Source organism: Serratia sp. BIGb0234 (assembly GCF_024809915.1).
Lineage (GTDB): Bacteria > Pseudomonadota > Gammaproteobacteria > Enterobacterales > Enterobacteriaceae > Serratia > Serratia liquefaciens.
The window spans coordinates 143,486-160,991 of sequence record NZ_JANUEI010000003.1; the positions used below are offsets into that span (position 1 = coordinate 143,486).

The following is a 17,506-nucleotide window of genomic DNA, read 5'->3' on the forward strand; positions in this document are numbered from 1 at the left end:
TGGTTGTGGTCAGCGGCGGGGCGAGGTGCGAACTCACTCCGTCGCGCTTAGTTAACGTCTGCTGTTAAATCCAATAACCTGCTCTGCCATCGACTTCTTAACAAAACTGTCCAGCACGGCGATCAGTGCTTGCTGATCGGAGTCCGGAAACAAATCCGCCTTCTGCCACAGTGCATGTAGCGTATGGTTACGGATCTTTACCTCTTCGGAAATGGCCTTACGGCCAACCAGCAGCAAGATGTGAATGCGTTGAGCCGGGATACGGATAACGCCAATGGCAGTATCGGGGCGATCTTCGACAAGGAGAAAGAGCAGAACCGGCTGAAGCAGGCGCAGCTGATCGGCGAAATCGCCGGGCAAACGATGGATATTGTCCGCACCCAGGGTGATATCAATGGCTTGCAGAAGGCAAAGGACAAGCATCCGGGGCTGGATGCGAAAGCGTTGCGTAAAACGCCGGAATATCAGGCCGAGATGCAGAAATACGGCACCGGCAGCGATATGCAACGGGCCGCGCAGGCGGTAACGGGCGCGCTGCAGGCGTTGGCGGGGAACAATCTGGCTGGCGCCTTGGCGAGCGGAGCGGCACCGTATCTGGCGAGAGAAATCAAGGCGCGGGTCGGTGAAAATAACGTGGCAGCGAACGCAATGGCGCATGCGTTACTGGGGGCGATAACTGCGCAACTGAACAACCAGTCTGCGGTAGCCGGTGCGGTGGGTGCGGGCGGTGGCGAGCTGGCCGCGCGGGTGATAGCAGAGATAAGGTTCCCGGGCCGTGACATAAGCAGCCTGACAGAAGGCGAGAAGCAAGAGGTCAGTGCTTTGAGCCAACTGGCCGCAGGGCTGGCAGGGGGGATAGCTTCAGACAGTACGGCAGGGGCGGTAGCGGCTTCGCAGGCCGGTAAGAATGCGGTGGAGAATAACTTCCTGAGCGTGTCTGAAAAGACAGAGCTCGAGCTGGCGAAGCAGAAGCTCCAGAACAGTAAAGACCCGGCAGAGCGTGAGCAGGCCCAGCAGAAAGTTAATGAACTGCGTGAAAAGGATATCGCCAGCGACAAGAAGGTGATCGAGGCCTGCGGAAATGGTGCGGCAGCCAGTGCGGCCTGTGGTGCGGCGAGACTGGAGGTTATCGCGGCCAAGGGTGAGTATGAAACCGGGCCGTATAACTCGAAGGTGAGCCAGCAATACGCGGATGCTTACGGCCAGATAGTGAACCTGCTGAATATCACCAGTGTTGATGCGCAGAATCAGCAGCAGATCCAAGACGCACTGATCAACTTCTTTATGACCACGAAAGGGGTTGATTACGCAACAGCCAAAGATTACGCCGAGTTGAAGCAAGGAGCCGATATTATTGTTGCTTCGGTCACTCCGGTACTTGGTGCGGCAGCGGCGAAACAACTTGGCAAGATTGTAGATGCGAATGTGAAGGTCGTTGCGAAAGGAAATGTTGATGGTAATAAGTTCAGTGATACTAACCAGGGAGCAAGGCCTTCACAGTTAGCCGATTTTAATAAACCGACTCTCATCAATGATGTTGTGCAGGCTAAGATAGATAAGCGCCCGGATAAAAATCACCCTAATGGAAACATGGGAACAACCCATGCGGAAGTGGGAGTGATCCAGCAGGCTTATGATAAGGGAATGACTCAAGGGCGCGAAATGGCAATGAGCGTAGCAGGGAAAGAAGTCTGCAACTATTGCTTGAGTGATGTAAAGGTCATGGCAGAAAAAGCAGGGCTTAAATCACTGACAATTTATGAAGAGTCAACAGGTAACGTTCTGTTCTGGCAGCAGGGTATGAAAAAAATAGAAAATAAGGGGCCTGCAAAATGATAATAAAATATGAGCTTTCTCGTTTATGTTCTGGTGAGGAATATGTCAGAAATGAATCCCCTTTGTGGTCTGATGTGCTCGATTTTTTAAATGTTCTGAAGAATAGCAGCGGTAGCGTAAATATCAGGATTATTAATGCTCCAGATACCGGGCCAGAGAGACTCAGTGTTGAGGCAGAGAATGGTTTTTATCTAGTTACTTTGCTGGAATATGATGAGTCTGGAGGTGATGTAAGATCCATATGGGATAATACGTCATCATCAGGAGATAGTATCATTATCCTTGGTAATCACTGGCCTGAGCGTCAGCTTACAAAAGACTTCGATCTTGTTGTCAGGATCTTTAAGGAGTTCTTCGATACTGGCAATGTATCAACGGATCTTCTGAACTAATCTACTCCCCCAGCCTTGGCCGGGGGAGTGTTATCAAGCCCTAAAAACCTCATCTTCTCGCCGCCGTAATCGAATAACACCGGGTGCGGCGGTGATCTTCAGAGGTTTCGGGTTGGTGATGCCGTATTCGGTGAGCCAGTTATCGTCGATGATCAGATTGCCGTTCTAAAGGGCATGCAGAAGGCACGACCAAGGCTGCGGTGTCGGGCGGTAGCGTGGTTATTCGCGATCGGGCCAACCAGCAGCAAGATGTGAATGCGTTGAGCCGGGATACGGATAACGCCAATGGCAGTATCGGGGCGATCTTCGACAAGGAGAAAGAGCAGAACCGGCTGAAGCAGGCGCAGCTGATCGGCGAAATCGCCGGGCAAACGATGGATATTGTCCGCACCCAGGGTGATATCAATGGATTGCAGAAGGCAAAGGACAAGCATCCGGGGCTGGATGCGAAAGCGTTGCGTAAAACGCCGGAATATCAGGCCGAGATGCAGAAATACGGCACCGGCAGCGATATGCAACGGGCCGCACAGGCGGTAACGGGCGCGCTGCAGGCGTTGGCGGGGAACAATTTGGCCGGCGCTTTGGCGAGCGGAGCGGCACCGTATCTGGCGAAAGAAATCAAGGCGCGGGTCGGTGAAAATAACGTGGCAGCGAACGCAATGGCGCATGCGTTATTGGGGGCGATAACTGCGCAACTGAACAACCAGTCTGCGGTAGCCGGTGCGGTGGGTGCGGGCGGTGGCGAGCTGGCCGCGCGGGTGATAGTAGAGATAAGGTTCCCGGGCCGTGACATAAGCAGCCTGACAGAAGGCGAGAAGCAGGAGGTGAGTGCTTTGAGCCAACTGGCCGCAGGACTGGCAGGGGGGATAGCTTCAGACAGTACGGCAGGGGCGGTAGCGGCTTCGCAGGCCGGTAAGAATGCGGTAGAGAATAACTTCTTAAGCGCTAAAGACGTGCTGAATCTGCACAAAGAGCTTGAGGCCGCTGATAAAACCGGTGCTGACAAACAGGATATTTACGAGAAATATGCTGAGGTCAGCAAGAAAAACAGAGAAGAAGCGGTAGCGGAAGGTTGTTCCGGTAATCCGTTCTGTGCAAACGGAGCGTTGTCAGAGGCCGGTGCAGGTTCGGATATTGCCAACAGCCTGAAACGTCTGCCAGTATTCTCTAATCTGAGCAGTGACGACCTGGCGCAGCTTGACCGGTTCGTGCTGGCAGAGAATGAAGATAGCGCCAGAGCGATTTACCAGGCGATGCCGGACTATGTGAAGGTGGCGCTGAACGGTAAGGAAGCGGTAGAAGCGATAGGGCTGGGTGCTGCGGTTGGTGGTAAGGCCCTGGCGGCGCTTGGTGTGATTGGTAAGGTTAAGCCTGGGACACAACCGGGAAATAAAATTGAACAAACTCTCACACCAGAGAAAAACTGGGAAAGTGCTCGAAATAAAGCATTAAATCTTGTTGGTAATCTAGGAGCGGATTCTAAGCCTGTTATTGGACGGCTAGAAATAAGCGCCGGGAATGGAAAGGTTATTGGTCGTCAATCTAAAGATGGAAAAGTAGGTTGGCGTGTTGATTATGATCCTGAAAAAGGTACTCATATTAATATTTGGGATTATTCTCAAGGTAAAGGGCCGGGTAAGGCAATAAAGCAGGTCATACCATTTGATGGTAATGAGAAATCTTTTGAAACAATATTAAAACAGCTAAACAGGTAGAGCAAATGACTTTATTTGAAGAGTGTAAAGAAGCACTTAGTGCTGATTTTAGTATAGTTGACGGTCAGGATCAGAAGGATGTTATTGATATTTTAAATAAATATCCTTTTGTAAGTGGTAATGTATCTTGGTCGGAGATAGAGTACTCAGATTATGAGGGCATTAATGAACTATTGAATGCAAATTATATAAAAAATGATGCAGTATTCGTTTTTGTGGATGATGCTAGTATTCCTGTTTTTAGGACAAGTTTAAGCTTGATTGCTGAAAATATTTATGATGTGACAGCGTTATCACCAAAATTGTTTATTTTTAACAATGAAATAATATTACAGCCCTTATTTCCAACAGAAGTGATTCGCTTAGGTATAAAACTTGATAAATAACGTTTCTAAATAAACGATGATCTATCAAATGAATCCCGGCCAACTTGAACTGGCCGGGATCTTTGCTTCCTAAGCCCTCAAAACCTCCTCTTCCCTGTGTCGTAACCGGATCACACCGGGTACGGCGGTGATCTTCAGAGGTTTCGGGTTGGTGATGCCGTACTCGGTGAGCCAGTTATGTCGATGATCAGATTGCCGTTCTAAAAGGCATGCAGAAGGCACGACCAAGGCTGCGGTGTTGGGCGGTAGCGTGGTTATTCGCGATCGGGCCAACCAGCAGCAAGATGTGAATGCGTTGAGCCGGGATACGGATAACGCCAATGGCAGTATCGGGCCGATCTTCGACAAGGAGAAAGAGCAGAACCGGCTGAAGCAGGCGCAGCTGATCGGCGAAATCGCCGGGCAGACGATGGATATTGTCCGCACCCAGGGTGATATCAATGGCTTGCAGAAGGCAAAGGACAAGCATCCGGAGCTGGATGCGACAGCGTTGCGTAAAACGCCGGAATATCAGGCCGAGATGCAGAAATACGGCACCGGCAGCGATATGCAACGGGCCGCGCAGGCGGTAACGGGCGCGCTGCAGGTCTTGGCGGTGGTTTACTGGCAGCGGCCACTCCTGAAATCGCTGCGGCAGCGAAAGCAGCAATACAAGCCTGTGCGGGTAATGTTGTACTGTGCCTGAATAATGCCGGTATCCAGATGTCGGAAGCCATCGTACCGGGCGGTGTTGGGGCCGGTGGTGCGGTAGGTATCGGTAAGACAGCGGCTGAGGCAACGGCGGCGAAAGCTGAAGCTGTGGCGGCTAATGCGGCGAAGAGTCTCTCTTCAGATATAGGTAAAATTAATGCCGGTAAATTTGGCCAGCTTGAATTAAATTCTCTTTCTAAAACTGGAACCAATATTGATCCAGCAGCTAAATCTGGCAATTTTACCGTTGCAGGCAGAGCATTACAGAAACATGGCAGCCGTGAAGGAAGTGTCTATCCTGTTGCCAAAGGTACTCCTACTCAAATCAACGAACAGGGGTAGAAAATATTAGACGGGATAGTTAAAGTACCTGGAGCATCCGTAAAAAAAGGGAATCTTTTTGGAGGATTTGATGTTATCCATCCTGATGGACGAGGGGCCAGGTTTGACCCTCAAGGTAACTTCCGTGGATTTTTGGAACCGTAATTATGAATTGTAAAGATCACTTAAAAATTGTCATTGCTAGTGATGTCGATTATGAAAATCTAATAGCTGAAATTTATCGAAATGATGAATTTATTGCACTTTTACAACAAGAAGATGGGATAAACGATATAAAGGTTGAATTTTCATCTAATATTAGTGCAATGAATTTTGATTGGCTTCAAAATGCATTAAATGAAGCCAAGAGAAAACTATTGGAACAGTAATATTATATCCCGGCCAACTGGCCGGGATTTTTACATCTATACCCTAAAAACTTCGTCCTCCCGCCACAGCAACCGAATAACACCGGGTGCGGCGGTGAGCTCCAGTTGTTCGGCATCGGTAATACCCGGCTCGTTAACCGTTTATTAAATCTTCACGTCCCCAATCCTCTCTAGAGCATCCACCACCAAACCCCAGAATTTATCCTGATCCAGCGTTACTGCTACCTGCGTCTGGCAGTCGGGCGGTGGTGCTGTGCGGAAATCGGCTACCGTCATGCCCAGTGTCAGGGTGCCGGTGAGTTCGATATCTACCGGGACTTTTCGCACCGTCATCACATCGGGGGCAATAACGTAAGCCACCGCACAGGGATCGTGCACCGGCGGTGCACTGAACCCCTGCGCCTGCTGGTACATTTTGCCAAAGAACTCGAGCAATTCGCCGACAAACCTGGCTGGTCCGGTGTGGATGGCGGCAATGCGTGCACACACCTCTGGGGTGGCGAGCGCCTGATGGGTCAGATCCAGCCCGACCATGGTCAGCGGCCATTTCTCATTAAAAACGATGTGCGCGGCTTCCGGATCAATCTTGATATTGAATTCCGCTACCGCACTCCAGTTACCCACGTGGTAGCCACCCCCCATCAGCACCACTTCCTTCACCCGTTCGGCAATCCGTGGTTCTTTACGAACTGCCATGGCGATATTGGTCAGGCCGCCGGTGGGGACCAGCGTCACGCTGCCTGGCGGATGGGCCATGATGGTGTCGATAATCAAATCTACCGCGTGTCGCGTTTCCAGCGTCAGCGTTGGCTCAGGTAAAACCGGGCCGTCCAGGCCGGACTCGCCGTGAATATCGGGCGCAACCTCGATTTGCCGCACCAGCGGCCGTGGGCAGCCGGCGGCGAAGGGCACGCCGGTAATATTGGCGATGCGTGCAACAGCCAGCGCGTTGCGGGTCACCTTATCCAGCGTTTGGTTGCCCACCACTGTGGTGACGGCCAGCAGCTCGATCTGCGGATTGCCCCAGGCCAGCAGCATGGCGATAGCATCGTCATGCCCCGGATCGCAGTCCAGTATGATTTTTTTCATTTTTATTCCTGATGCAGGGAGAGGTCTCCGCAGCATAGCGCACCGGCAGCAGGCCAGGTAATGACAGATGATGCTTTTTGCTAGCCACATCAAAGCGTTGCTGATCTTAGGATGTAATTAAACGTAAATCCTTCTCGCAGCGCTTTACCCTGGAGTTTACTCCAGGGTTTACATTGAGTCCTGGCGTACAGCAGAGAGGTGAAGAGCGATGAGCATGTTGAAAAAGTTTTTGGGACAAGGTGGCTTTGGTGGTGGCTACTCACGTTCGCGGCACGGGGGCGGGCACCATGGTAACCGTTATAACCAGCATGGCGATCAGGGCCAGCAGTGCCTGCAATGTCAGGCGCCTAACCGGCCCGGTGCCCGTTACTGCCACCGCTGCGGCCAACCTTTCGAAACGGAGTCAGCGTCCTGCCGCGGGTGTTCGGCGCCGCTGCCGCCGGGGAGCCGTTTCTGCCAACAGTGTGGTACGGCGGTCAGCGGAGGGCAACCATGACCAAATCAGGATGGAGTCTGGTCGTCCTGTTGGCGGCCATGACGTTATGGACGCTGCTGGCCGGGGGAGCTTCCGGCGTGTTGGCCTGGCTGCCGTCGTTGACGGGGCTGGCACAAAGGGGTTCTGCGGAGCTGGCGCCCCCGTTGGCGGGGTTGCTTAGCCTGGTGCCGCAGGCGCTGTTGGAAAGCTGGTTACCGTTGTTGCAGCAACTGGGGGATTGGCTGGCGAGTTATTTCCCGCAGTTGATCACCTGGGCTGGGTATCTTGTCTGGCTGGTTTGGGGGCTGGGCATGCTGGCCTTGCTGTTGCTTGGCGCGTTGGCACGCCGTATTTTGCTCAGCGATACTCCTGATAAACTTCCGCCACGCGCTTGAAGTAATCGCTCAGGTAGTTGATGCACACCTGCACCTTGAGCGGCAGCTTATCTTTCTCGGTGTACACCGCGTACACCGGGCGAGGATCCGCATGATAGCTTTTAAACAGAATCTCGATCTCACCACGTTTGATCTCTTCGATCACCCACATCAGCGGCGCATAGGCGATACCGGCCCCGGCTTTCAGCCAGCGGATCATGGTCTGTGAATCATTGGTGATAAAACGTCCCTGCGGCGCAATACGCGTGCTGATGCCTTCGGGGGCGATCAGTTCGAATTCGCTATCCGGCCGCACGCTGTATTCCAGCCAGGAAAAGTTGACCATGTCGCTGGGCTTCTGCGGCGTACCGTGCTGGCTGAGATAGCTTTTGGCGGCGCAGACCACCATCGGCATGGATCCCAGACGTTTGGAGAACAGGCTGGAGTCTTGAAGCGCACCGGTACGGATCACCACGTCCAGCCCGTCAGCAATCAGGTCCGGCGCCGGAATACCGGTCACCAGGTTCACCGTCAGGCCAGGATATTCCTTCAACATATCGGCAGTCATGGTCGCCAGCACGTTTTGCGCCATGGTGGACGAGCTGCCAATGCGCAGCGTGCCGGTCGGGGTATTGTTAAACGCGTACAGCTGTTCGTGCACCTCGCTCACTTCCAACAACATGCGACGACAACCCTGGTAATAGATTTTTCCGGCTTCCGTCAGGCCAATGCTGCGGGTGCTGCGGTTAAGCAGTTTAACCTGCAGCTCATTCTCCAGTTTGGAGACGGTCTGGCTGATAGACGAAACGCTCATATCGAGTTGGCGCGCCGCCGCAGTAAATGACCCGCATTCAACCACTTTGGCGAATACCGACATCCGTTTTAATCGTTCCATTATTCACTCTGGCTTAAAAGTGATTTAGATCACAGATTGTTGATGAGTTGATAGTAAGCACGCTAATATAACGGGGTCGGGTGGAAAGACCTTATCAACGCGCGAGTGCGATCGGCGCCGACGTCGTGGCCGATCCCTCCGGTATCCTCGCATTCCCTATCGCGGATGTACGTTCCAGAGTTTACCTTTTTTTCAGGTTCGTGGCCTGGACAACCTGTCTGGGGCGGAATTTGTGGTGCGTGTCGGCTAAAATGTAAAGAGAATGTGAATGAAATATACCCTATAGCTTTCAAGTTGCAGCTAGGCGACCAGCTCGCTCACCCCAGGCGCTTACTTAAGTAAGTAACTGGGGTGAGCGAGTGCAGATAACAGCGCTGCAACTTGAAAGATGACGGGTATAAAGGGTTACGCCCGGTGCAGTGAGTAATAAGGAAAAATTGATGAGTTTGCTTCCGGTTATGGTCATTTTCGGACTGTCGTTCCCCCCGGTATTTTTTGAATTGCTGGTCTCGCTGGCGCTGTTTTTCTTGCTGCGCCGTCTGCTGCAGCCTACCGGGATCTACGATTTTGTCTGGCATCCAGCGCTGTTCAATACCGCGCTGTACTGCTGTTTGTTCTATCTGATTTCATGTCTTTTCGTTTGAGGTCGCTGTGAAAAATTTTTCAATAAAAATAACCCGAATCGCGATCACTCTGATTCTGGTCCTGCTGGGGATCGTCGCCGTATTCAAAGCCTGGGTGTTTTACACCGAGTCCCCCTGGACGCGTGATGCCAAGTTTACTGCCGACGTGGTGGCGATAGCGCCGGACGTTACCGGGCTGCTGACCGACGTGCCGCTGGTGGATAACCAGTTGGTCAAGAAAGGGCAGGTGCTGTTGGTGATCGACCAGCCGCGCTACCAGCAGGCTCTGGCGGAAGCTAACGCCGACGTGGCCTACTACCAGACCTTGGCAGCGGAAAAAAGAAGGGAGGCGGGCCGTCGTGTTCGCTTGGGCGTGCAGGCGATGTCGCAGGAAGAAATAGACCAGGCGAATAACGTTCTGCAAACCGTAGAACATCAGTTGGCGAAGGCTGTAGCGACGCGTGAACTGGCGAAGCTGGACCTGGAACGTACCACAGTGCGCGCACCGGCCGATGGCTGGATCACAAACCTGAACGTGCATGCCGGTGAGTACATTACCCGTGGTTCAGTCGCTGTGGCGCTGGTGAAGAAAAACAGTTTCTATATTTTGGCCTATCTGGAAGAAACCAAGCTGCATGGTCTGAACAAAGGCGATCGTGCGGAAATTACCCCGTTGGGCAGTAACCGTATCATGCATGGCACCGTCGACAGCGTGGCTGCCGCCGTCAATAACAGCAGCAGCACCGTGAACAGCAAAGGGCTGGCGTCGATCGACAGCAACCTGGAGTGGGTGCGCCTGGCACAGCGCGTGCCGGTGAAAATTCTGCTGGATGACAAAGACCAATTGCATCCGTACCCGGCAGGTACCACGGCTACCGTGGTGATCACCGGCAAGAACGATCGCGCTACCGACAGCGGCTCGCCTTTTGTGCGTTTGATGCATCGGCTGCGTGAGTTCGGTTAATGAATAACCCAACCTTTATCAGGCTGAGATTTGCCTTCAAGCTCAGCTTTGCCATTGTGTTTGCCCTGTTTGTCGGCTTCCACCTCAATCTGGAAACGCCACGTTGGTCGGCGATGACCGCCGCCATCGTGGCCGCCGGCCCGGCCTTTGCCGCCGGTGGCGAACCCTTCTCCGGCGCTATCCGCCACCGCGGCTGGCTGCGTATCATCGGTACCTTTATCGGGTGTTTCGTCGGTCTGGCGATTATCGTCACTACGGCGCGTGCGCCCGTTGTGATGCTGTTGTTGTGCTGTATCTGGGCCGGTTTTTGTACCTGGTTGTCCTCGCTGATTAAAGTCGAGAATTCTTACGCCTGGGGGTTGGCCGGTTATACCGCGCTGATCATTATCGTGACGGTCGCCACCAGCGAATCCCACCTGCTGGAAGCGCCGCAGTTCGCCATTGAGCGCTGCAGCGAGATCGTGCTGGGGATCGTCAGCGCAGTGCTGGCGGATCTGTTGTTCTCGCCGCGATCGATCAAGCAGGATATCGATCGCGCGGTGGATCAACTGTTGGTGGATCAGTACCGCTTGATGCAGATGTGCATCAGCGATGCCGAGAAAGAAGACATTGACCGCGCCTGGAGCAACCTGGTGAAAAGCACCACTGCGCTGAACGGCATGCGCAGCAACCTGATGATGGAGTCTTCACGCTGGCAAAAGGTGAACCGTCGTGTTCAGGCGTTGCATACGCTGTCGCTGACGCTGATTACCCAGGCCTGCGAGACGTATTTAATCCTGCTGAATCATCCGGATGCGGTGAAAGAGAATATTCGCGAACTGCTGATGGTGCCGGCGGATACCCCGCAGGAAATTCACAAGCGCATGAAGCTGTTGCGCCAGGTGCTGACCACCAACCGCACCGACGAAACCTTGCTGACCATCAGCAGTTGGGTCGGGGCGGCCACGCGTTATCTGTTATTGGCTAAAGGCGTGCACACCAACAGCAGCATCAGTGCGGTGGAAGAAAGTGTGCTGAGCAGTGAGGTGGTGATCAAACCGACGTCGGCGGAAGGTCATCACGCGATGATCAACGGTCTGCGTACCTTTGTGGCGACGACCTTCGGCAGCCTGTTGTGGCTGTGGACCGGTTGGACCTCCGGCAGCGGTTTTATGGTGATCATTGCGGTGATCACCTCGCTGGCGATGCGTACCCCCGCGCCGCGTATGGTCGCAATGGATTTTGTGCTGGGCATGCTGGCGGCAATCCCGGTCGGTTCGCTGTTCTTTATGGTGATCCTGCCGGCGACCCAGCAAAGCATTTTGCTGCTGTGTCTCAGCCTGGGGCTGCTGGCGTTTTTCATCGGTATCGAAGTGCAGAAAAGGCGGCTGGGTTCGCTTGGTCTGCTGGCGGGGACCATCAACATTTTGGTGTTGAGTAACCCGATGGAATTCAACGTCACTCAGTTTCTCGACGGTGCGCTTGGCCAGTTCCTCGGTAGCTGCGTGGGGTTGATGGTGCTGTTGCTGATCCGCGATAATTCACGTGAGCGCACCGGCCGCACGCTGCTGAACCAGTTTGTCAGCAGCGCAGTATCGGCACTGACCACCAAGGCGTCGCGCCGTCGGCAAAACCATCTGCCGGCGCTGTATCAGCAGCTTAACCAACTGCTGATGATGTTCCCGAACGACATTGCCAAATACCGGCTGGCGCTGAACCTGATCATTGCTCATCAGCGCATGCAGCGGGCGGAGATCCCGGTTAGCGAGGAGCTTTCGGCGTTCCACAAGCAGATTCGCAACACTGCCGATCATGTGGTTTCGGCCAAGAACGACGTGAAGCGCGCTTACTATTACGATCGGCTGCTGGACGAAATGAATGACTATCAGCAAAAGCTGGTGGATTATCACGCACCGCTCAGCGTTACCGATCCGGTAAAACGCCTGGCCGGCATGCTGCATCGCTACCGCCACGCGTTGATCGACTGATACGCCAAACGCCCCTGCCGGGGCTATACTTGCCTGATAGAGGCCTGTTTCAGAGTTGCACTGAGTGCCAGACGCGCTGCACAATGGCATGATTAGCTTGAATGGGTGTTGCAGGTTGTGGGGCGTGGTTTCCCTGAAGTGAAAACGTTACATACCAGTCATCTCTGCTTCATCCTCTTCATCTATAAATCCAACTAGCATGGGTGCCGGTGCACCCTTGTCGGCCATAATTCAGGGACAGCAATGAATAAGCGGATCCTCGTGGCGGTAGTTATCGCCATTGTGATAGCCGGTTTTAGCGCACTGCGTGGTAACGATCGGGCGATTACCAACGTACCGGCGGTGGCCGAAGGCCAGAGTATTGACCAACTGACGCAGCAGAAAAGGGTGGTGAGCTACCTGCAGCAGCATCAGCGGCTGCCGGACTATTACATCACCAAAAAACAGGCGCGCGAGCAGGGATGGGATGCACGTAACGGCAACCTGTGTTCGGTGCTGCCGGGCAAGGCAATTGGTGGCGACCGTTTCTCAAACCGTGAAGGACAACTGCCTGCGGCCCGCAGCCGGGTATGGCGCGAGGCGGATATCAATTACCAATGCGGCCGGCGTGGTGCCGATCGCCTGCTGTATTCCAGTGATGGCCTGATTTTTGTCACGCGTGACCATTATAAAAACTTCATTCGGGTGGAGTGAGCTTGATGGCAAAAGTAGAGTTCGATTTTAATCAGATTAGCGATCTGCCGGCGTTTTACCGCGTTTTTGCGCATAAGTTTGCACTGGATGAGGCTTTTGGTGCCAATCTTGACGCGCTGTGGGACGTGGTCACGGCGGATATCGGCCTGCCGGTCGAGATTGAGTTTACCCATCTCAACGCCCGCAGCAAACGTCGCTTTGGTGCGATTATCCTGTTGTTTGAAGAGGCGGAAGAAGAACTGGAAGGCAGCCTGCGTTTCAATATCCGTGAAAGCAGCGGTGAACCTGCACATCACCGGGGATGAATCGGGTTCATCCCGTGGTGACGGCGGCGATTATTCGGCGGTTTCGGCCAGATCGCGCAGGTATTGGAAAATTTGACGGTAAGCTTTCGGCGGCTTGTTAGCGGCTTTCTCTTTCTGTGCGTTACGCACCAGTGAGCGCAGCTGCTGGCGGTCGGCTTCCGGATACAGCGCCAGAATCGACGGGATCGCGTCATCACCTTCTTCCACCAGACGGTCACGCAGCGCTTCCAGCTTGTGGAACAGCGAAACCTGTTGGTTATGGCGGTTCTTCAGCTTGTCGAGTGCGGTTTGGATCGGCTCTACATCGCGGGCGCGCAGCATTTTGCCAATCAGCTGCAACTGACGGCGGCGGCCTTCTTTCTTGATCTTCTGCGCCAGCTCAACTGCGGCGCGCAAATCTTCGTCCAGCGGGATGCGTTCCAGCGCGTTTTTACCCAGTTCGACCAGTTCGGTCCCCAGGTCTTTCAGGGCTTCGGCATCACGTTTAATTTCACTTTTACTGACCCAGATAATCTCGTCATCGTCCTCGTCCGTGTTCTCCGGGACATCGTCGAGCCAGTCTTCAGGCTGTTTGTTCATGGTAGGCTCCGTTAAAAAGAGGCTAATCCTAACAGGTTGCCGGCTTTATGCGAAATTCCACGCGGTTCCTGTTAGACTCAAAAGTATAAATCACATGATTTTTGCGCGTGACTCCGCGCGCAACCACGCCGCCACGGCACTTTTCTCAACGATTTTCTGATTAAGTATGGCAGATTGATGAAAGTAGTCACTCAAGTTGCAGAACAGCGCAAGGCGCTGGAACAGGCCGTTTCACAGGCTTTGGAACTGGCGCGCGCCGGTTCTGATGCGGCAGAAGTTGCCGTGACCAAATCTACCGGTATCAGCGTCAGCACTCGCTTTGGCGAAGTGGAGAACGTTGAGTTCAACAGCGATGGCGCGTTGGGCATTACCGTCTATCACCAGCAACGCAAAGGCAGCGCTTCTTCCACCGATCTCAGCCCGGATGCCATTGCCCGCACCGTGCAGGCGGCGCTGGATATTGCCCGTTACACCTCGGTAGATCCGAACGCCGGCCCGGCGGAAAAGGACCTGTTGGCGTTTGATGCACCGGACTTGGATCTGTTCCATCCGGCAGAACTGGACGCCGAACGCGGTATCGAATTGGCTGCTCGCGCAGAGCAGGCTTCGTTGGCGGCTGACAAGCGCATCACCAATACCGAAGGCGGCAGTTTTAACAGCCACTACGGCATCAAGGTGTTCGGCAACAGTCATGGCATGCTGCAAAGCTACTGTTCCAGCCGGCACTCGCTGTCGAGCTGCGTGATTGCCGAGCAGGATGGCGATATGGAGCGCGACTACGCCTATACCATCGGCCGTGCGATGGGCGATCTGGAAAGCCCTGAATGGGTGGGTCAGGAATGTGCCCGCCGCACGCTGTCGCGTCTGGCACCGCGCAAGCTGTCTACCATGACCGCCCCGGTGCTGTTCGCTTCTGAAGTGGCTACCGGCCTGTTCGGGCATTTGGTTGGCGCCATCAGCGGCAGCAGCGTTTACCGTAAATCCACCTTCCTGCTGGATTCTTTGGGCAAGCAGATCCTGCCGGACTGGCTGACCATTGAAGAACACCCGCATCTGCTGAAAGGCCTGGCTTCCACGCCGTTCGACAGCGAAGGTGTACGCACCCAACGGCGCGACATCGTTAAAGATGGCGTACTGCAAACCTGGCTGCTGACCAGCTATGCGGCCCGCAAGCTCGGTATGCACAGCACCGGACACGCAGGCGGTATTCACAACTGGCGCATTGCCGGGCAGGGTAATGACTTTGCCGGCATGCTGAAGCAACTGGGCACGGGCCTGGTGGTGACCGAACTGATGGGCCAGGGCGTTAGCGGTATTACCGGTGACTATTCGCGTGGCGCCGCCGGTTTCTGGGTGGAAAACGGCGAGATCCAGTATCCGGTCAGCGAGATCACCATCGCCGGCAACCTCAAGGATATGCTGCGCAACATTGTCAGCGTGGGCAGCGACATCGAAACCCGCAGCAATATTCAGTGCGGCTCCGTTTTACTGCCGGACATGAAAATCGCCGGTCAATAATGTTCGCCACGGCTGGCCGCTCCCGTTGCCAGCCGTTTCCCCTTCCTCTGTTTTAACCTTGCTTACAAATCTCCGGTTTCGGTTTTCTGCTCCCTTGCCTATGTTTAGGCTGTGCTGCGTCATGGCGTGGTCAATGGCGGCGCACGGCCCTAAAAGGGGACCACTAAAACAATAACTGGAAGGTGAGCAAGCATGTCGAACAAACTGAAAGCGCTGATGGCGCTGGCGCTGCTGGGCGCCAGTTCACTGGCGGTCGCGGCCGATCTGGCCGACGATATGGATACCATCGCAGGCAATTACAAAACGGTGCTGAGCACTGACTCCACGGATACCTTGAAGCAAAGTTTGCAGAACATGCGCGCCGCCGCAGTGGATGCAAAGCAAAGCACGCCGCCCAAGCTGGAGGACAAAGCGCCCGATAGCCCGGAGATAAAAGATTTCCACCACGGGCTGGACACGCTGATCGGTCAGATCGACCAATCGCTGGCGCTGGCCAACCAGGGCAAGCTGGCCGAAGCCAAGCAGGTCGCGCAGGGCTTCAAACAAACCCGCGACGCTAACCACAAGAAGTTCCGCTAACCCCTTTCGCGCCGTTCTGAAGCCAGATAGCAGGACGGCGCCTGCCCCAGCACGCGGCGAAACATGGTGGCAAACGCCGCGCTGCTTTCATACCCCAATTCCAGAGCCACCTGCGTCACGCTGCTGCCTTCGGCCAATTGGGCCAGCGCCAACACCACGCAGGCACGCTGACGCCATTGTGAGAAGGACATTCCTGTCTGAGCGCGAAACAGGCGGCTGAAACTGCGGATGCTCATATACAGCCGCGAAGCCCATGCCTGAGGTGAATCGTGCGCGTCAGGGTGTTGCAGGAATTGCTGGCAGAGTTCACTCAGCCGCCGGTCCGCCGGCAGGGGGATATGCAGTGGCAGAGGCGGTAGATTGGCCAGCTCATGCAGCAGCAGGCTAACCAGCGCGCCATCCCGGCCTTGCTCATTGTAATCCAGTGGCATATCGACGGCGGCCATCAACAGTTGGCGCATCAGCGGCGTTACGCTGACCACCTGGCAATCCTGTGGTGGGTCAACCAACAACGCGACCGGTTCAATGTACAGGCTGCGGGTCGTGACGCCGACCATTCTTACTTCATGCGCCATCTGTGGGGGCAGCCACACCGCATGCTGAGGCGGCACAATCCAGTTCCCCTGACGGGTGAACACGTGCATTACCCCGGTGGCGCCGTAAAGCAATTGAGCGCGCCGATGCTGGTGCATAGGCAGCAGGTAACCCCTTGGGTAGTCGGTGCCAATAGCAATCACGGGCCTTTGCACCGAGTCGAGATCGTCAATATGTCGATTGCGCATAAAGTCTTACGCTGAACAGTTGGCCGAAACGCAATGATAGTTGGCCTTTGATATGAAGCAAGCCAAAAGCCGGTGTTTTATGCTGCCGCTCGACATCTTTACTCAGGAGTGCCTGCGGCTATGGCGGATATTATTTTCGTGCTGTTGACCGGCTTTGTTACCGGTATGACGACCATCGTGTTCGGTTTTGGCGGTGGTTTTGTGGTGGTGCCACTGGTTTACCATCTGGTGATCGCCTCGGGGGAACAGCCTGGTCAGGCGATGCATATCGCAGTGGCCACCTCGACGGCGGTGATGATTTTCACGGCAGGTTACGCCACTTTTGCCCAGTGGCGCAGTGGCAACCTGCTGCGTGAAACTCTGGTTCCGCTCATTTTTTATATCGGGATGGGGGCGGTGCTGGGGGCTTTTGCATCCAGCCTGTTGGCGGACGGCACGGTGCGCTTGTTGTTTGTGATTTACATCTTGGTGACGATTGCGGATTGTCTGTTCAGGCCGGGGTTTTTGGTTAAGCCGGTACGCGCTGCACTTTCACCATCGACTCTGTTGATCGGCGGCCCGCTGATTGGTGTCATCGCGACCCTGCTCGGCGTAGGGGGGAGCGTGATGACGGTGCCTCTGTTGCGTCGCCATGGGTTCGAGATGCGGCATTGCGTCAGTTCGGCCAATGCGTTGTCGATCCCTGTCGCCGTCGTGGGGGCATTGATGTACGTCGGTTTGGGATGGAGGGAAATGACAGGGCCACACTATCTGGGTTACGTCAATCTGGCCCTGCTCGGGCAGTTGGTGACGAGCGGTGTCGTGGGGACGGTGGTTGCCAGGAAGTGGCTGCCGAAGGTCAATGATCGGCTGCATGCCAGAATTTACGTGCTGTTGCTGATCCTGGTTTTGATCGCCATCGGTGTGTAAGAGACAGAAAGGGCGGCTGGTCACC

20 protein-coding genes and 1 pseudogene are annotated in these 17,506 nt (G+C 54.6%); 17 read left to right on the plus strand and 4 right to left on the minus strand.

Going from position 1 to position 17,506, the window contains the following annotated elements:
* Positions 1-219: 219 nt before the first annotated feature.
* From M2407_RS13455 to M2407_RS13485, 7 genes and pseudogenes are all read left to right on the plus strand, one after another.
* Positions 220-1,836 (plus strand): annotated as a pseudogene (locus M2407_RS13455) (VENN motif pre-toxin domain-containing protein); the annotation flags it as partial.
* Positions 1,833-2,228, plus strand: a complete 396-nt coding sequence (locus tag M2407_RS13460; RefSeq protein ID WP_020831919.1) for a DUF6911 family protein — start codon at positions 1,833-1,835, stop codon at positions 2,226-2,228. The pseudogene M2407_RS13455 and the gene M2407_RS13460, both read left to right, overlap by 4 nt.
* 215 nt (positions 2,229-2,443) lie before the next feature.
* Positions 2,444-3,943 carry a VENN motif pre-toxin domain-containing protein gene (locus tag M2407_RS13465; RefSeq protein WP_259218408.1) on the plus strand — a complete coding sequence of 500 codons (1,500 nt, stop codon included), beginning with the start codon at positions 2,444-2,446 and terminating at the stop codon, positions 3,941-3,943.
* 5 nt (positions 3,944-3,948) lie between these two features.
* Positions 3,949-4,329, plus strand: a complete 381-nt coding sequence (locus tag M2407_RS13470) for a hypothetical protein (RefSeq protein ID WP_142816303.1) — start codon at positions 3,949-3,951, stop codon at positions 4,327-4,329.
* A gap of 250 nt (positions 4,330-4,579) precedes the next feature.
* Entirely contained in the window at positions 4,580-5,014 is a 435-nt protein-coding gene (locus tag M2407_RS13475) for a hypothetical protein (protein WP_259218409.1), read from the plus strand.
* Positions 5,015-5,031: 17 nt separating this feature from the next.
* Positions 5,032-5,361, plus strand: a complete 330-nt coding sequence (locus M2407_RS13480; protein ID WP_259218410.1) for a hypothetical protein — start codon at positions 5,032-5,034, stop codon at positions 5,359-5,361.
* A 146-nt stretch (positions 5,362-5,507) separates the two neighbouring features.
* Positions 5,508-5,729, plus strand: coding sequence for a hypothetical protein (locus M2407_RS13485; protein ID WP_116691081.1), 222 nt, complete (start codon positions 5,508-5,510; stop codon positions 5,727-5,729).
* Positions 5,730-5,873: 144 nt separating this feature from the next.
* Here the strand turns inward: M2407_RS13485 and M2407_RS13490 are convergent, their stop codons facing one another.
* On the minus strand, positions 5,874-6,818 hold the full coding sequence (locus M2407_RS13490) for a nucleoside hydrolase (protein ID WP_259218412.1): 945 nt from the start codon (positions 6,816-6,818) through the stop codon (positions 5,874-5,876).
* A gap of 208 nt (positions 6,819-7,026) precedes the next feature.
* Here M2407_RS13490 and M2407_RS13495 point away from each other — a divergent pair, with 208 nt between their 5' ends.
* Both M2407_RS13495 and M2407_RS13500 read left to right on the plus strand, forming a co-directional pair.
* Positions 7,027-7,314 carry a zinc ribbon domain-containing protein gene (locus tag M2407_RS13495; protein ID WP_259218413.1) on the plus strand — a complete coding sequence of 96 codons (288 nt, stop codon included), beginning with the start codon at positions 7,027-7,029 and terminating at the stop codon, positions 7,312-7,314.
* Positions 7,311-7,688, plus strand: coding sequence for a hypothetical protein (locus M2407_RS13500; RefSeq protein WP_259218414.1), 378 nt, complete (start codon positions 7,311-7,313; stop codon positions 7,686-7,688). Before M2407_RS13495 ends, M2407_RS13500 begins: the two co-directional genes overlap by 4 nt.
* On the opposite strand, the gene aaeR is transcribed toward M2407_RS13500, so the two are convergent.
* Positions 7,651-8,562, minus strand: coding sequence for an HTH-type transcriptional activator AaeR (gene aaeR / locus M2407_RS13505; RefSeq protein ID WP_041415021.1), 912 nt, complete (start codon positions 8,560-8,562; stop codon positions 7,651-7,653). The genes M2407_RS13500 and aaeR overlap by 38 nt on opposite strands.
* A 440-nt stretch (positions 8,563-9,002) precedes the next feature.
* Between aaeR and aaeX the strand changes: the two genes are divergently transcribed.
* The 5 genes from aaeX to M2407_RS13530 all read left to right on the plus strand — a co-directional run bounded on the left by aaeX (position 9,003) and on the right by M2407_RS13530 (position 13,114).
* Positions 9,003-9,206, plus strand: coding sequence for a p-hydroxybenzoic acid efflux pump operon protein AaeX (aaeX, locus tag M2407_RS13510; RefSeq protein ID WP_004936952.1), 204 nt, complete (start codon positions 9,003-9,005; stop codon positions 9,204-9,206).
* A gap of 7 nt (positions 9,207-9,213) precedes the next feature.
* A complete protein-coding gene (aaeA, locus tag M2407_RS13515) occupies positions 9,214-10,149 on the plus strand; it encodes a p-hydroxybenzoic acid efflux pump subunit AaeA (RefSeq protein ID WP_020831905.1) in 936 nt (311 codons plus the stop codon).
* On the plus strand, positions 10,149-12,116 hold the full coding sequence (aaeB, locus tag M2407_RS13520; protein WP_020831904.1) for a p-hydroxybenzoic acid efflux pump subunit AaeB: 1,968 nt from the start codon (positions 10,149-10,151) through the stop codon (positions 12,114-12,116). The genes aaeA and aaeB overlap by 1 nt, the downstream gene beginning before the upstream one ends.
* A gap of 243 nt (positions 12,117-12,359) precedes the next feature.
* Entirely contained in the window at positions 12,360-12,809 is a 450-nt protein-coding gene (locus M2407_RS13525) for a ribonuclease (protein ID WP_020831903.1), read from the plus strand.
* A gap of 5 nt (positions 12,810-12,814) precedes the next feature.
* A complete protein-coding gene (locus M2407_RS13530; protein WP_122080306.1) occupies positions 12,815-13,114 on the plus strand; it encodes a barstar family protein in 300 nt (99 codons plus the stop codon).
* A 30-nt stretch (positions 13,115-13,144) separates the two neighbouring features.
* Here the strand turns inward: M2407_RS13530 and yjgA are convergent, their stop codons facing one another.
* The gene (gene yjgA / locus M2407_RS13535; protein ID WP_020831901.1) at positions 13,145-13,693 is read right to left on the minus strand and encodes a ribosome biogenesis factor YjgA; all 549 of its coding nucleotides are present in this window, start codon (positions 13,691-13,693) and stop codon (positions 13,145-13,147) included.
* A 177-nt stretch (positions 13,694-13,870) separates the two neighbouring features.
* Between yjgA and pmbA the strand changes: the two genes are divergently transcribed.
* Both pmbA and cybC read left to right on the plus strand, forming a co-directional pair.
* Positions 13,871-15,211 carry a metalloprotease PmbA gene (gene pmbA / locus M2407_RS13540; RefSeq protein WP_020831900.1) on the plus strand — a complete coding sequence of 447 codons (1,341 nt, stop codon included), beginning with the start codon at positions 13,871-13,873 and terminating at the stop codon, positions 15,209-15,211.
* Positions 15,212-15,403: 192 nt separating this feature from the next.
* The gene (cybC, locus tag M2407_RS13545; protein ID WP_020831899.1) at positions 15,404-15,790 is read left to right on the plus strand and encodes a cytochrome b562; all 387 of its coding nucleotides are present in this window, start codon (positions 15,404-15,406) and stop codon (positions 15,788-15,790) included.
* Here the strand turns inward: cybC and M2407_RS13550 are convergent.
* Positions 15,787-16,572 carry a helix-turn-helix domain-containing protein gene (locus M2407_RS13550; RefSeq protein ID WP_122080683.1) on the minus strand — a complete coding sequence of 262 codons (786 nt, stop codon included), beginning with the start codon at positions 16,570-16,572 and terminating at the stop codon, positions 15,787-15,789. The genes cybC and M2407_RS13550 overlap by 4 nt on opposite strands.
* 120 nt (positions 16,573-16,692) lie before the next feature.
* On the opposite strand from M2407_RS13550, the gene M2407_RS13555 reads away from it, so the two are divergent.
* Positions 16,693-17,481 (plus strand): sulfite exporter TauE/SafE family protein, encoded by a 789-nt coding sequence (locus tag M2407_RS13555; RefSeq protein WP_259218418.1) that lies wholly within the window; start codon positions 16,693-16,695, stop codon positions 17,479-17,481.
* The last annotated feature ends 25 nt before the right edge of the window (positions 17,482-17,506 follow it).

What these genes read in the sequence shown, in the direction of transcription:
- M2407_RS13460 (WP_020831919.1), top strand. Translation starts at nt 1,833, where the DNA reads ATGATAATAAAATATGAGCTTTCTCGTTTATGTTCTGGTGAGGAATAT.
- M2407_RS13470 (WP_142816303.1), top strand. Translation starts at nt 3,949, where the DNA reads ATGACTTTATTTGAAGAGTGTAAAGAAGCACTTAGTGCTGATTTTAGT.
- M2407_RS13480 (WP_259218410.1), top strand. Translation starts at nt 5,032, where the DNA reads ATGTCGGAAGCCATCGTACCGGGCGGTGTTGGGGCCGGTGGTGCGGTA.
- M2407_RS13485 (WP_116691081.1), top strand. Translation starts at nt 5,508, where the DNA reads ATGAATTGTAAAGATCACTTAAAAATTGTCATTGCTAGTGATGTCGAT.
- M2407_RS13490 (WP_259218412.1), bottom strand. Translation starts at nt 6,818, where the DNA reads ATGAAAAAAATCATACTGGACTGCGATCCGGGGCATGACGATGCTATC.
- M2407_RS13495 (WP_259218413.1), top strand. Translation starts at nt 7,027, where the DNA reads ATGAGCATGTTGAAAAAGTTTTTGGGACAAGGTGGCTTTGGTGGTGGC.
- M2407_RS13500 (WP_259218414.1), top strand. Translation starts at nt 7,311, where the DNA reads ATGACCAAATCAGGATGGAGTCTGGTCGTCCTGTTGGCGGCCATGACG.
- aaeR (WP_041415021.1), bottom strand. Translation starts at nt 8,562, where the DNA reads ATGGAACGATTAAAACGGATGTCGGTATTCGCCAAAGTGGTTGAATGC.
- aaeX (WP_004936952.1), top strand. Translation starts at nt 9,003, where the DNA reads ATGAGTTTGCTTCCGGTTATGGTCATTTTCGGACTGTCGTTCCCCCCG.
- aaeB (WP_020831904.1), top strand. Translation starts at nt 10,149, where the DNA reads ATGAATAACCCAACCTTTATCAGGCTGAGATTTGCCTTCAAGCTCAGC.
- M2407_RS13525 (WP_020831903.1), top strand. Translation starts at nt 12,360, where the DNA reads ATGAATAAGCGGATCCTCGTGGCGGTAGTTATCGCCATTGTGATAGCC.
- M2407_RS13530 (WP_122080306.1), top strand. Translation starts at nt 12,815, where the DNA reads ATGGCAAAAGTAGAGTTCGATTTTAATCAGATTAGCGATCTGCCGGCG.
- yjgA (WP_020831901.1), bottom strand. Translation starts at nt 13,693, where the DNA reads ATGAACAAACAGCCTGAAGACTGGCTCGACGATGTCCCGGAGAACACG.
- pmbA (WP_020831900.1), top strand. Translation starts at nt 13,871, where the DNA reads ATGAAAGTAGTCACTCAAGTTGCAGAACAGCGCAAGGCGCTGGAACAG.
- cybC (WP_020831899.1), top strand. Translation starts at nt 15,404, where the DNA reads ATGTCGAACAAACTGAAAGCGCTGATGGCGCTGGCGCTGCTGGGCGCC.
- M2407_RS13550 (WP_122080683.1), bottom strand. Translation starts at nt 16,572, where the DNA reads ATGCGCAATCGACATATTGACGATCTCGACTCGGTGCAAAGGCCCGTG.
- M2407_RS13555 (WP_259218418.1), top strand. Translation starts at nt 16,693, where the DNA reads ATGGCGGATATTATTTTCGTGCTGTTGACCGGCTTTGTTACCGGTATG.